Genomic DNA, 13250 nt, shown 5'->3' with positions numbered 1-13250 from the left:
CATACGCGAGGCACCACAAGTCCATGATCGCCTCGGGGGTGGGTTGGTTAGGAGAGGCCTCGGTGTAGGAGGCGGGTGGGGAGGACCGTCGTCGACGGTGGGGAGTCGTCTCCGGCGATCCGCTCGAACAGGCGCTCCGTCGCCACGCGGGCCAGCTCCCGCGTGTCGTACCCGACGACCGTCAACGGCCGGGGCATCAGGTGGGCCAGCTCGAAGTCGTCGAAGCCGACCAACGCCGCGTCGCTGCCCCGGCGGTGCAGCTCGGCGAGGGCGCCGACGGTGAGCCGGTTGTTGCCGCAGAAGAACGCGGTGGGCGGGTCGGGAAGGTCGAGCAGCGCGGCGACCGCCCGGCCGGCGTCCTCGGGAGCGATCAGGCGGTCGCGGACCAGCGAGTCGTCCGGCTCGACTCCGGCCGCCGCCAGCGCGGCCCGCGCGCCGACCAGCCGCTCACGCATGGTGGGGACGCTCGGCGCGCCGAGCAGGAGACCCACCCGCCGGTGCCCCTCGTCGAGCAGTGCGCCGACCCCGGCCCGGCCGCCACCTCGGTTGTCCAGCAGCACGGCGTCCGCGACCAGTCCCTGCGGCGGCCGGTCCAGGAAGACCACCGGCATGCCCAGCTCGACCTCGCGGCGCAGGAACGAGTGGTCGGGACCGGCCGGCACCACCAGCAGCCCGTCGACCCGACGCTGGGTGAAGTCCTGGAGGACGGCGCGTTCCCGCTCCGGGTCCTCCTCCGAGGAAGCGGTGATCAACATGGTGCCGTGCGCGGCGGCGATCTCGGCGGCGACGCTCGCGATGGTGGCGTAGAACGGGTTGGCGATCTCCTCGATCAGCAGCCCGACGGTGGCGTTGAGCTGCCGCGAGCGCAGGTTGCGCGCGATGTCGTTGCGCCGGAAACCCAGCTCGGCGATGGCGGCCAGCACACGGCCGAGCAGCTCCTGCCCCACCGGCTCGTCGTTGACCACCCGGGAGACCGTCTTCAGGCTGACCCCGGCGTGCCGGGCGACATCGACCATGGTCGGGCGTCGGCGGGCGGCCGACCTGGTCGGAGTCTGGGTCACGGGGTGGTCCTCCACGGCGGGCGCGGGTCAGCGGTCGAGAGCGGCGAGCGCGTCGACCGCCTTTCGGGCGGCGATCAGCACCGGATCCCAGACCGGCGCGTACGGCGGAGCGTAGCCGAGGTCGAGCGCGGTCATGTCATCCACCGTCATGCCGTTCCACAGTGCCACGGCCAACGTGTCGATCCGTTTGGCCGCCTCGGACCAGCCGACGATCTGCGCGCCGAGCAGCCGGCCGCTGGGTCGCTCGGCGATCAGCTTGACGGTCATCATCCGCGCGCCGGGGTAGTAGCCGGCCCGGTTGGTCGACTCGGCGACCACCGAGACGAACTCGAAGCCGGCCGCCTCGGCCTCGGACTCGCGCAGGCCCGTGCGACCCACCTCCAGGTCGCAGACCTTGGTCACCGCCGTGCCGATCACGCCCGGGAAGGTCGCGTACCCGCCGCCGATGTTGATGCCGGCCGCCCGGCCCTGCTTGTTGGCGTGCGTGCCCAGCGGCACGTGCACCGGCATTCCGCTGACCCGGTGCAGCGTCTCGACGGCGTCGCCCGCGGCCCAGACCCCGGGCAGCCCCGGCACCCGCATCCGGCGGTCCACCCGGATGCCACCCGTCGGCCCGATCGGAAAGCCGGCAGCCGTGGCGAGCGCGGTGTTCGCGCGTACGCCCAGACCCAGGACGACCACGTCGGTCGGCATCGGCCCCTCGGCCGTGACCACGGCGGACACCCGGCCGTCCCGCTGCTCCAGGCCGGTCACCCGCAGGCTGGTGCGGATCGTGACGCCGAGGCCGCGCATGGCCTCGGCGACCAGTTCGGCCATGTCGCCGTCGACCGTCGCCATGGGCTGTTCGCTCGCCTCGATCAGGGTCACCGCGAGGCCGCGCTCGATCAGCGCCTCGGCCATCTCGACGCCGATGTACCCGCCACCGATCACCACGGCCCGGCGCGGCTGCGGCTCGGCGTCCAGCCAGGCGCGCAGGGCCGCGCCGTCGTCGAGGGTCTGCATCCCGAACACGCCGCCCGCGTCGGTGTCCGCCCACGGTGGCTGCACCGGCACCGCGCCCGCGGCGTACACCAGGTCGTCGAAGCGCTCGCGGACCTCGCCGCCGCCCTCCAGGTCCCGGGCGACCACCTCGCGCCGTTCGAGGTCGATGGCCGTCACCTCGTGCCGCATCCGCACGTCCATGGCGAACTGCGTGCGGAACGTCTCCGGCGTCCGCGTGATCAGCTCCTCCGGGCCGGACACCACCCCGCTGATCCAGTACGGGATGCCGCACGACGAGTAGGAGGTGAAGTGACCGCGCTCGAAGACCACGATCTCCAGGTCGTCACGACCGCGGCGGCGTCGCGCCTGGGATGCCGCCGACATGCCGGCGGCATCCCCGCCGATGACGATCAGTCGTTGCGCCACGGGATCATCCTGTCACGGGCGTGTTCAGCCGCGGGTCTGTCGCGCCACGTCCTGCACCACGTCGACGAGCCGTCCGGTACGGGCGTACACGGCACGCTGCCGGGCCGCGCCGGTGCCGTGGCGGCGCAGCCCGCCCAACAGGTCGGACACCTCCGCCCAGTCGCCGTGCTGCTCCAACGCCGGCCGCACCCGCTCCACGAACCGGTCCAGCAGCTCCCAGGCCGGGCGCAGCTCGCCGGTGGTGACGTCGACGCCGTCGCCCTCCAGGCCGTCGTGGGCGGCCCTCCAGTGCGCGCCGACCAGCAGGTGGTGGTCCGTGCGCAGGGCCGGCCGGCCGGCCTCGACGTCGGCCATGGCGGTGGCCACGAGTGCCCGGACCAGCGCGGCGACCAGCACCGCATCGTCCACCGTCGGGCAGACGTCGCCGATCCGCAGCTCCACGGTCGGGTACTTCGCCGACAGCCGGGCGTACCAGTAGAGCATCCCCTCGTCGAGCATCACCCCGCTGGAGATCAACTGACGGATCAGCCGCTGGTAGTGCTCGTGCGACTCCAACCAGGGCGTCGGCGCCACCGACGGCCAGCGCTCCCACTCCACCGAGCGCCAGCTCGCGTAGCCGGTGTCCTCGCCGCCGGCGAACGGCGAGTTGGTGGTGATGGCGTGCAGCATCGGCAGCCACGGCCGGACGTGGTTGAGCACCTGCACGCCGGTCTCCGGATCGGGGACGCCCACGTGCACGTGCATGCCGTTGTTGCCGGGGCCGGGAACGAGCAGCCGGAAACGTTCGATCATCCGGTCGAAGCGGGGCTTGTCGACCACCGGCGGCACCGGGCCGTCCACCGGGCCGGTGCCGATGGCCAGCAGTCGTACGCCGGCCCGCTCGGCCGCGTCGGCGAGGGCCTTACGCAGTACGCCGAGGGAGTGCCGGATCGAGGACAGCTCAAGGCCGGGTGGACTGCCGATCTCGATCTGGCTGGTCTGGAACTCGCGCTCCACCTGACCGCGCAGTTCCGCCGGCACCTGCTCCAGCACCAGGTCCACTGCGGGCACCGCGGCTCCGGTGTGCGGGTCGACGAGCAGAAACTCCTCCTCGACACCCACGGTGAGCACATCGGTCCCCGCGGTCGTCCCGCCGGGTGCCTCCGCCAGCTGGCCCGTCATCGCGACACCACCGTCCGTTTCTGCCTCTCGCGGGTCCGTCCGCGTCGGTCGGCCGCTTGGTTACCCACAGTGGCAACGCCCGGAAACGTGGGACGGCGCGCTGCCCGCGCGTGTCGGCCACAACTGGCGCGTGGTGCCGCGCGGATCAGCCGGTCGGGGCGATCTCGATTCGGCCGGGCGGCGTGACAGCCGGTCCTATGCTGAGCCCCGTGCCGGTGCCGCTGGGCTTCCTCTGGGTCGCGTGGATGTCCGCGTTCGCCCAGCTCACCATGCTGGCGGACCGCCCGGCCGACCTGCTGGCGGGGGCCGCCCTGACCGCCCTGGTCCTGTTCGCCGCGCTGCTCGCCGCGCACGTGCCCGCCCACGCGGGGGCAACGGGCGTCGCACGACGCTGGGCCGGGCTACGCGCCCGCGCCCGAGGTCGCCGGGTTCCCCGCCAGATCGACCCGGACGCCGCCGGACGACCTCGCCCCCGCGCACCCGGACGCCCCTTCGCCGCGTAGCGCCACACCGCCGCGCGGCCGATCCCACCGTCACCGGTCCTTCGTGCCGGCGGCCACCGCCGGGGAGGACCCACCGGAATCGGACCGAGGGGTTTCCCATGCTCGCCTTCGCACCACTGCACGACGTCGTCGGCGCCGCCGGCACCGCGTTGTCCTGGCTCACCGATCTGCTCGAACCGTTGGCCGATGGCACGGCGACAGTCGTCGCCATCGTGCTGCTCACCATCGCCGTCCGGTTGCTCATCGCACCGCTGACCGTCGCGCAGGTCCGCGGGGAACGGCGCCGCGCGGCGCTCGCCCCCCGGGTGCGCGATCTCCAGCAGCGGTACGCCGAGGACCCGGCGACCCTCCAGCGCGAGGTGTTCGCGCTGTACCGCTCGGCCGGCGCGAACCCGGTCGCCGGCTGCCTGCCGTTGCTGCTCCAGGCGCCGTTCCTGCTGGTGCTGTACCGGCTGTTCGCCACCGACGAGGGCGGCACGGGGCTGCTGGACGAACGGCTGGCCGGGGTGCCGTTGGGCCATCACGTGAGCGACGGGTTGGCCGGGGCGGCCGGGCCGCTCTTCGTCGTCCTGCTTGTCGCGCTGCTGGTGCTGGCCTGGTGGTCGTCGCGGCGGGCACGCCGGGCGTCGGCGGCGGTCGGCACGGTGGCCGGTACGCCCACCGAGGGGCCGGGCGCCGCCACGCTCGGCCGGCTGCTGCCCCTGCTGCCGTTCACGACCGTGCTGGTGGCGCTGGTGCTGCCGCTCGCGGCAGTGATCTATCTGGTGACGACGACCGCCTGGTCGGCGCTGGAGCAGGCGGTGCTGCGCCGTCCCCAGGCCGCCCCGTCGCCCGCCGACAACTCCCACCGCTGACGGCCCGGGGAGGGCCCTGGTGACCGCCGGGGCCCTCCCGTTGCCCGGCACCCCCTGGACAGGAACAGTTAACTGTCTTAATAATTAGCGGCAACGTTGACGTCCATGGATGCCCAGTCGGGCGCGGAGGGCCGCATGAAGCCTGCCAGATCCCTTGTCCTGTCCCTGGTCACCGCGCTCGCCGCGACGCTCGGCGCGGTCTGGGTCGCGCTGCCCGCGCTCGCGGCCGGCGCCACCGCCAGCTTCGTCAAGACCGCCGAGTGGGGCTCCGGCTGGGAGGGGAAGTACACCATCACCAACGGCGGAGGCTCGACCATCAATGGGTGGAGCCTCGCCTTCGACCTGCCGGCCGGCACCACCCTGGGCAGCTACTGGGACGCTCTGCTCACCTCCGCCGGGCAGCGGCACACCTTCACCAACCGGTCCTGGAACGGCACCATCGCCCCGGGCGCCTCGGTCTCCTTCGGCTTCCTGGCCAGCGGCTCCGGCTCGCCGAGCGGCTGCCAGCTGAACGGGGCGCCCTGCGGCGGCGGCACCCCACCGACCACGCCTCCGCCGACCACGGCGCCGCCGACCACCGCACCCCCGACGACCCCACCCCCGACGACCCCACCGCCCACCGGCGGGCTGCCGAAGCACCTGCTCACCGGCTACTGGCACAACTTCGACAACCCCGCCGTCGAGCTGCGGCTGCGCGACGTCCCCATCGAGTACGACCTGGTCGCCGTCGCCTTCGCCGAGGCGACCACGACGCCCGGCGCGCTCACCTTCGGCATCGACCCCGGGCTCGCCGCCGCGCTGGGCGGGTACACCGACGCGGACTTCACCGCCGATGTGCGTACCCTGCACAGCCGCGGCCAACGGGTCATCCTCTCCGTCGGCGGCGAGGCCGGGCGGGTCACGGTCAACGACGCCGCCTCGGCCACCGTCTTCGCCGACACGGCCGCCGCGCTGATCGCCCGCTACGGCTTCGACGGGATCGACATCGACCTGGAGAACGGGCTCAACCCGACGTACATGGCGCAGGCGCTGCGCGCGCTGCGGGCCAAGGTCGGGTCGGGTCTGATCATCGCGATGGCGCCGCAGACCATCGACATGCAGAACCCGGCCGGCGGCTACTTCAAGCTGGCGCTCGACATCAAGGACATCCTCACAGTCGTCAACACCCAGTTCTACAACTCCGGGGCGATGCTCGGCTGCGACCAGAACGCCGCGTACGCCCAGGGCACTGTGAACTTCATCGTCGCGCTGGCCTGCATCCAACTGGAGGCCGGGTTGCGCCCCGACCAGGTCGGCCTCGGCCTGCCCGCCGGACCGGGCGCGGCCGGTGGCGGCATCGTCGCGCCCAGCGTGGTCAACGCCGCGCTGGACTGTCTGGCCCGGGGCACCAACTGCGGCAGCTTCCGGCCGCCGCGCACCTACCCCGGCATCCGGGGAGCGATGACCTGGTCGGTGAACTGGGACGTCAGCAACGGCAACGGTTTCGCCCGCACGGTGGCCCCGCACCTGGACACCCTGCCCTGAGCGGCGCCGACGCCCGTACCGGCGTCGGCGCACCACCTGCGCGGCCCGCACACCACCCGGCCGCGCAGGGCATCGGCACCACCCGCCCGCACGACCGAGCGCCGCTCGACGACGGGCGACATCCCCCACCACACCGGTCCCTGGAGGCCACCGTGAAACTCCGATCCCCCCGCGTGGCGACGTTCGCCGTCGCGCTGGCCGCCGCACTGGTGGCGGCCACCGTCGTGGCCCCGCCGGCCGCGTCGGCCGCCACCGCCGCCTTCGCCCGCACCAGCAGCTGGAGCAGCGGGTACGAGGCGAAGTTCACCGTCACCAACAACACGTCCACGGCGATCACCTCCTGGGACGTGCAGTTCGACCTGCCGGCCGGCAGCACGGTCGGGTCGGCCTGGGACGCCCTGGTGACCAGCTCGGGTCAGCACGTGACCGCCCGCAACCAGTCCTGGAACGGCGCGTTGGCCGCCGGCGCGAGCACGTCGTTCGGCTTCATCGTCGCCGGCACCGGTGACCCCACCAACTGCACGGTCAACGGCGCGTCCTGCTCGGGCGGCCCCACCACCCCACCGGGAGCCCCCGGCACGCCCGGCGGCCTGCGGGTCACCGGCACTACCGCCTCGGCGGTCTCGCTGGCCTGGAACGCGGTCGGTGGCACGGTGACCGGCTACCGGGTGTACGAGGGCTCGACGGTGCGCGCCACCGTCACCGGCACCTCGACGACCGTCTCCGGCCTGGCCGCCTGCTCGGCGCACAGCTACACGGTCGCCGCGTACAACTCGGCGGGGGAGTCGGCGCGGTCGGCGGCGGTCGCCGCGAGCACCACCGGCTGCACCGGTGGCGGCGGTTCGATGGCCGTCGCGCCCTACCTCTACCCGGGCTGGGGTGACCCGCCCGCCCCGGCGACCGTCATGTCGGCGACCGGCGTGAAGTGGTTCACCATCGCGTTCGTGCTCTCCGGTGGCGGCTGCACCCCGGCCTGGGACGGCAGCGGCCCGCTCACCGGCGGCGCGCACGCCAGCACCATCGCGGCCATCCGGGCGGCCGGCGGCGACGTGATCCCGTCCATCGGCGGCTGGAGCGGCAACAAGCTCGGCCCGAACTGCTCCTCGGCCAGCGCCCTGGCCGGCGCGTACCAGCAGGTGATCAACGCGTTCGGGCTCAAGGCGATTGACATCGACATCGAGAACAGCGACGAGTTCGAGAACGAGGTCGTACAGGACCGGATCCTCGGCGCGCTGAAGATCGTCAAGCAGAACAACCCGGGCCTGAAGACGATCATCACGTTCGGCACGTCGACCACCGGCCCGTCGTACTACGGCACCCGCCTGATCAACCAGGCCGCCGCGCTGGGCGCCAACATCGACACCTTCACCATCATGCCGTTCGACTTCGGCGGCGGAGCCAACATGTACCAGAGCACTGTCAACGCGGCCGAGGGGCTGAAGAACACGCTGAAGACGGCCTTCGGCTGGTCCGACGCGACGGCGTACGCCCACATGGGCATCTCCGGGATGAACGGGCTCTCCGACCAGCAGGAGCTGACCTCGCCGGCCACCTGGACCCAGATCCGGGACTGGGCGAAGGCGCGCGGGCTGAGCCGGTTCACATTCTGGTCGGTCAACCGGGACCGGCCGTGCCCGGGCGGGGGAGTCGTCTCCAACTGCTCCGGCATCGCGCAGAACACGTGGGAGTTCACGTCGATCAGCGCGCAGTTCAACTGAGCGCGACGCGGATCAGCGACCGGCGGTCACCGACCGCCGGTCGTCGCGCTCCCGGCGCCGGCGGACCTTACGGATCACCCAGCTGACCAGCATGACGGCGAAGACCGCGATGATCGCGTAATTGAACCAGTCGCTGTACCGCCCGACGTCCTGCCAGCGGCTGCCGAGCGCGTAGCCGGCGCCGACGATGAGCGCGTTCCACACCCCGCTGCCGATCGTGGTCAGCAGGACGAACTCGCCAAGTGGCATCCGGTTGGCCCCGGCCGGGACGGAGACCAGGCTGCGGACCACAGGCACCACCCGGCCGATCAGCACCGCCCACCGACCGTGCCGCTCGAACCAGCGGTCGGCCTTCTCCAAGTCGTCGCGGTCCACCAGCGGGATGCGGTCCAGCCAGCGCTTGAGCCGCTCCTCGCTCAGTGCCGCGCCGAGCCAGTAGAGCACCAGCGCGCCGACGAGCGAGCCGACCGTCGCGGCCAGCACCACGAGCACGACGTTGAACCGACCCTCGTGGGCCAGGAAACCGGCCATGGCCAGCACGATCTCGCTCGGGATCGGCGGGACGATGCTCTCCAACGCGACCAGCAGCGCCACGCCGACCGGGCCCGTCGCCTCGATCACCGAGGCCACCCACCCGGTCAGGCCGGTGAACTCGGACGGGTCACCAGTCTGGGCGTACGCCATTGGTCGTCCTTCCGATCCGGCTACCGGGGATCGGAAGGTCATACCCAGCGACCGGCGGCACACACCTGCGCGTGAGCCCTGCCACGCCGGCCGGGTCAGCCCTCCGGGTGCAGCGCGGTGTCGGCCGGGCCCTGCCGCCAGCCGGTGAACACCACGGTGAGGCCGGCGCGCGTCGGCGCGCAGCAGAACGGGCCGGCCATCGCTTCGGCCGCCGGGTCCAACGGAGCGAGGCGGACCAGTCGCCAGGCCGCATCCGCGACCCGGGCCCGTACGGTCAGCGCGTCGCCGGCCCGGCTGACCCGCACGGTCACCTCCTGGCCGGTCCACCCCGGGACCGGGGACACCGACCAGTCGGAGAACTCCCGGGTCGCCACCGCGCCGAGCTGGGACTCGCCGTCGCTGACCTCGACGCCCGCCTTGACCCACGTCCCCTCGTCGACCCGGACCAGCACGCCGGCCTGGTCGAACTGCGCCGAGAAGTCGAGGATGAAGCTCACCTCCATGGCGGCGCCGACCGGCAGCGGCGCCAGCAGGGCGGGCCCGTTGTCGTGGACGAAGCCGTAGCTGGTCCGCCGCCAGAAGTCCGTCTCCGCCCCGGCCTCGACGACCAGCTCGCCGGCCGGGCCCTCCTCGGCGCGGACCGGCGGGTGCAGCCAGGCGCCCCGGGCCCAGTCCAGCGGTTCGCTCGGCGGTACGAGGTCGATCTCCATGACCGGCACGGTAACCAACCGCGCTCGACCCCGCCGCCCGGGTTGGCCGACCGGGTTTGCCGTGGTGATCGACCGGAGATGTTCCTCCGGCATGGGTGACCGTTGGTATTCCGAAGCCGTCGTCTACTGCCTCGACATCGACACGTACGCCGACTCGGACGGCGACGGGGTCGGTGACATCCGTGGGCTGATCGGAAGGCTGGACTATCTGGCCCGGCTCGGCGTGACCTGCCTGTGGCTGCACCCGATCCACCCGTCGCCCAACCGCGACGACGGCTACGACGTCACCGACTTCTACAACGTGGACCCGCGCTTCGGCACCCTCGGTGACTTCGCCGAGCTGCTGCACCAGGCGCAGAACCGGGGCATCCGCGTGATCATCGACCTGGTGGTCAACCACACCTCCGACGAGCACCCGTGGTTCCAGTCCGCCCGCTCGTCGCCGGATTCGCCGTACCGCGACTGGTTCGTCTGGTCCGACACCGAGCCGGACGACCGGCACCAGGGCATGGTCTTCCCCGGCGAACAGAAGGAGACCTGGAGCTACGACCGGACCGCCAAGGCGTGGTTCTACCACCGGTTCTACAAGTTCCAGCCGGACCTCAACTTCGCCAACCCGCAGGTCCGGGCCGAGGTCAAGAAGATCATGTCGTTCTGGCTCCAGCTCGGCGTCTCCGGTTTCCGGATGGACGCCGTGCCGTTCATCATCGAGCTGACCGAGCCGGGCAACCCGAACTCGCCGAAGGACTTCGAGTTCCTCACCGAGATGCGCCAGCACGTGCAGTGGCGGCGCGGCGACGCCGTCCTGCTGGCCGAGGCGAACGTCGAACCCGACCAACTGCCGACGTTCTTCGGCGACACCAGCGGCTCCGGCAACCGCATCCACATGCTCTTCGACTTCATGCTCAACGGCCGACTCATGCTCGCCCTGGCCCGGCAGGACCCGGAGTCGCTGATCGAGGCGTTGCGCGACACCCCGAAGCTGCCCGTCGGTGGGCAGTGGGCCACCTTCCTGCGCAACCACGACGAGATCGACCTGTCCCGGTTGACGACCGAACAGCGCAACCAGGTGTACGAGCAGTTCGGCCCGGACGAGAACATGCGCATCTACGACCGGGGCATCCGTCGCCGGCTCGCCCCGATGCTCGGCAACGACCGGCGGCGCATCGAGCTGGCGTACGCCCTGCAGTTCTCGATGCGCGGCACGCCGGTGCTGCGCTACGGCGAGGAGATCGGGATGGGCGAGGACCTGTCGCTGCCCGGCCGGGAGGCGATCCGTACCCCGATGCAGTGGTCGTACCAGCCGAACGCCGGCTTCTCCACCGCGGACCCGGAGAAGCTGGTCCGCCCGGTCATCGACAAGGGTGAGTTCGGCTACCAGAACGTCAACGTCACCGCCCAGCGCAGCGACTCGAAGTCGCTGCTCGCCTGGTTCGAGCGCATGATCCGTACGCTGCGGGAGGCCCCGGAGATCGGTTCCGGCTCGACCACCCACATCGACGTGGCGATGCCGGCCGGGGTGCTGGCGCACCGGGCGGACGGGCCGACCGGGACGATGGTCTTCGTGCACAACCTGGGCACCGATGACGTCGAGGTGGACCTGAGCAGCCTCGAACCGGAGGCCGACCTGCCGATCGACGTGCTCGCCGACCGTGGCTACGGCGAGTTGGGCAAGCTCGGCGCGGTGAAGGTCTCCGGGCACGGATACCGGTGGATTCGCCTATGCCGGGGTCGGGGGTTCTGACGTTAAGCTCCTCCGATCGACCCCACGTTACCGGGAGGTAATCATGTCGGAGGAGCCCCGCGTCGCCATCGTCACCGGAGCCGCGCGCGGTATCGGCGCGGCCACCGCCCGGCGGTTGGCCGCCGACGGGATGGCCGTCGCCGTGGTCGACATCGACGAGGCCGCCACCAAGGAGACGGTTGACGCCATCGTCGGCGCGGGCGGCCGTGCGCTCGGCGTGGGCGCCGACGTGTCCGACCGGGACCAGGTCGAGGCCGCCGTCGAGCGGGTCGCCGCCGAGTTGGGCGCGCCCACCGTGCTGGTCAACAACGCCGGTGTGCTTCGCGACAACCTGCTGTTCAAGATGACCAACGCCGACTGGGACACGGTCATGGGCGTGCACCTGCGCGGTGCGTTCCTGTTCAGCCAGGCCACCCAGAAGCACATGGTGGACCGCAAGTGGGGGCGGATCGTCAACCTCTCCAGCACGTCCGCCCTGGGCAACCGGGGCCAGGCGAACTACGCCGCCGCCAAGGCGGGCCTACAGGGCTTCACCAAGACGCTCGCCATCGAGCTGGGGCCGTTCGGGGTGACCGTCAACGCGGTCGCGCCGGGCTTCATCGTCACCGACATGACCGCGGCCACCGCCGCCCGGATGAAGGTCGACTTCGAGGACCTTCAGAAGCACGCCGCCGCCGAGATCCCGGTCCGCCGCCCGGGGCGCCCGGAGGACGTCGCGCACACCATCTCGTTCCTGACCAGTGAGGGGGCCGGCTTCGTCTCCGGCCAGGTCATCTACGTCGCCGGCGGCCCCCGGGCCTGACCCGCGCGCCCTCGTCACGCGGCCCGGCCGGTCAGGCCGGGTCGCGGCGGGTGCGCCAGAGCCAGAACAGGCCGAGCACCGGCAGCACCAGCGGGATGTAGCCGTACCCGCTGCCGAACTGCGACCACACCGTCTCGTCGGGGAACAGGTCCTTGTCGACCACGCTGAGGATGCCGACGGCGACGACCCCGACCAACTCCACCGAGCAGCAGGCCAGCGCCACCCGTCGGCCGGTGTGCCCGGCCCGGGCCAGACCCACCGCGGCCACGATGTAGATGAGCGCGGCCAGGGCGGAGAGCAGGTACGCCACCGGCGCCTCGTCGAACTTGGTGGCGATCTGCAGACTCGCCCGGCTGGTCGCCGCGATGGCGAAGAGCAGGTAGACCGCGATCAGCAACCGGCCTGGACCGGCGTTCGTGGCGCGTCGGGCCGGTCGTGTCTCAACCACCGAGGACCTCCCAGGTCTGCTGCAACCGGACCACCACGACCGGCGCGACCAGGCAGACCGCGCAGACGATCGCCGACCCCCAGCGGGTCGGCTCCATCCGGGCCAGCACCCAGGCCAGCGGCGGCAGGCAGACCAGCGTGGCCAGGTAGCCGTAGAACGCGCCGGGCTCGCCCGGCCGGTCGCCGCCACCGACCGCGACCAGGGCCAGCACTCCCAACGCGAGCAGCGCCACCTCCAGTACGGCCAGACCGGTGAACTGCACCCGGTCCGGTGGCCGGTGGCGTACCGCCGCGACCAGCGCCCATACGGCGACGAGCAGCGACAGCACGATCGACGCCGTCGCGAGGAGCCCGTCCACCGGCGAGTCGGCGGCCGCGCTCGTCATCGGCCAAACCTGGTCGTTGCCTCGGTCACCGGCACAGCCTACTAACCGTCGTAGTACCCGGGTCACGCTGCCTGGCCGCCGCGCCCGCGGCGAGTCGCCGACCGAGGTGCACGCGGCCCCTGTAGAGCTGCCCCACGAATGGGGCGCCGTCCGCGGTCGGCGGCCCGTGACCGACCGCCTTGGGGCGCGTCGTTCGTTGGTCACAGGGGCGTTGGGCTGCTGTGGTTGGCGACCCGCCGCCGGTGAGCC

12 protein-coding genes and 1 pseudogene are annotated in these 13250 nt (G+C 72.2%); 6 read left to right on the top strand and 7 right to left on the bottom strand.

The features are described 5' to 3' along the window. Positions 1 to 47 precede the first annotated feature (47 nt). The 3 genes from ABZU53_RS03380 to ABZU53_RS03370 all read right to left on the bottom strand — a co-directional run bounded on the left by ABZU53_RS03380 (position 48) and on the right by ABZU53_RS03370 (position 3629). A complete protein-coding gene (locus tag ABZU53_RS03380) occupies positions 48 to 1016 on the bottom strand; it encodes a LacI family DNA-binding transcriptional regulator (RefSeq protein WP_354860480.1) in 969 nt (322 codons plus the stop codon). A gap of 72 nt (positions 1017 to 1088) precedes the next feature. Next, positions 1089 to 2468 (bottom strand): FAD-dependent oxidoreductase, encoded by a 1380-nt coding sequence (locus ABZU53_RS03375; protein WP_355063596.1) that lies wholly within the window; start codon positions 2466 to 2468, stop codon positions 1089 to 1091. Positions 2469 to 2492: 24 nt separating this feature from the next. Continuing rightward, entirely contained in the window at positions 2493 to 3629 is a 1137-nt protein-coding gene (locus tag ABZU53_RS03370; protein WP_355063594.1) for a glutamate--cysteine ligase, read from the bottom strand. Positions 3630 to 3838: 209 nt separating this feature from the next. Between ABZU53_RS03370 and ABZU53_RS03365 the strand changes: the two genes are divergently transcribed. The 4 genes from ABZU53_RS03365 (at position 3839) to ABZU53_RS03350 (ending at position 8228) form a co-directional block, all read left to right on the top strand. After that, positions 3839 to 4132, top strand: a complete 294-nt coding sequence (locus ABZU53_RS03365; protein ID WP_354860455.1) for a DUF6412 domain-containing protein — start codon at positions 3839 to 3841, stop codon at positions 4130 to 4132. A gap of 98 nt (positions 4133 to 4230) precedes the next feature. Further along, on the top strand, positions 4231 to 4986 hold the full coding sequence (gene yidC / locus ABZU53_RS03360) for a membrane protein insertase YidC (protein ID WP_354860453.1): 756 nt from the start codon (positions 4231 to 4233) through the stop codon (positions 4984 to 4986). A 135-nt stretch (positions 4987 to 5121) separates the two neighbouring features. Further along, positions 5122 to 6510 carry a cellulose binding domain-containing protein gene (locus ABZU53_RS03355; RefSeq protein ID WP_355063592.1) on the top strand — a complete coding sequence of 463 codons (1389 nt, stop codon included), beginning with the start codon at positions 5122 to 5124 and terminating at the stop codon, positions 6508 to 6510. A gap of 152 nt (positions 6511 to 6662) precedes the next feature. Further along, the gene (locus tag ABZU53_RS03350; protein ID WP_354860451.1) at positions 6663 to 8228 is read left to right on the top strand and encodes a cellulose binding domain-containing protein; all 1566 of its coding nucleotides are present in this window, start codon (positions 6663 to 6665) and stop codon (positions 8226 to 8228) included. Between the two features lie 12 nt (positions 8229 to 8240). On the opposite strand, the gene ABZU53_RS03345 is transcribed toward ABZU53_RS03350, so the two are convergent. Then, positions 8241 to 8912 (bottom strand): DedA family protein, encoded by a 672-nt coding sequence (locus ABZU53_RS03345; RefSeq protein WP_355063590.1) that lies wholly within the window; start codon positions 8910 to 8912, stop codon positions 8241 to 8243. Positions 8913 to 9007: 95 nt separating this feature from the next. Continuing rightward, positions 9008 to 9622 (bottom strand): DUF1349 domain-containing protein, encoded by a 615-nt coding sequence (locus ABZU53_RS03340; protein WP_354860448.1) that lies wholly within the window; start codon positions 9620 to 9622, stop codon positions 9008 to 9010. A gap of 91 nt (positions 9623 to 9713) precedes the next feature. On the opposite strand from ABZU53_RS03340, the gene ABZU53_RS03335 reads away from it, so the two are divergent. Continuing rightward, positions 9714 to 11366, top strand: coding sequence for an alpha-amylase family protein (locus ABZU53_RS03335; protein WP_355063588.1), 1653 nt, complete (start codon positions 9714 to 9716; stop codon positions 11364 to 11366). Positions 11367 to 11409: 43 nt separating this feature from the next. Beyond that, positions 11410 to 12168: a 3-oxoacyl-ACP reductase FabG gene (gene fabG, locus ABZU53_RS03330; protein WP_355063586.1), complete on the top strand. Its 759-nt coding sequence runs from the start codon at positions 11410 to 11412 to the stop codon at positions 12166 to 12168. A 31-nt stretch (positions 12169 to 12199) separates the two neighbouring features. Here the strand turns inward: fabG and ABZU53_RS03325 are convergent, their stop codons facing one another. Together ABZU53_RS03325 and ABZU53_RS03320 are read right to left on the bottom strand one after the other, a co-directional pair. Beyond that, a complete protein-coding gene (locus ABZU53_RS03325) occupies positions 12200 to 12616 on the bottom strand; it encodes a hypothetical protein (protein ID WP_354860446.1) in 417 nt (138 codons plus the stop codon). Beyond that, positions 12609 to 13036 (bottom strand): annotated as a pseudogene (locus tag ABZU53_RS03320) (hypothetical protein). Before ABZU53_RS03320 ends, ABZU53_RS03325 begins: the two are co-directional and overlap by 8 nt. Between the last annotated feature and the right edge of the window lie 214 nt (positions 13037 to 13250).

The organism is Micromonospora sp. NPDC005194, from assembly GCF_040608335.1.
GTDB lineage: Bacteria > Actinomycetota > Actinomycetes > Mycobacteriales > Micromonosporaceae > Micromonospora.
This window is presented reverse-complemented; position numbering and strand designations above follow the sequence as displayed.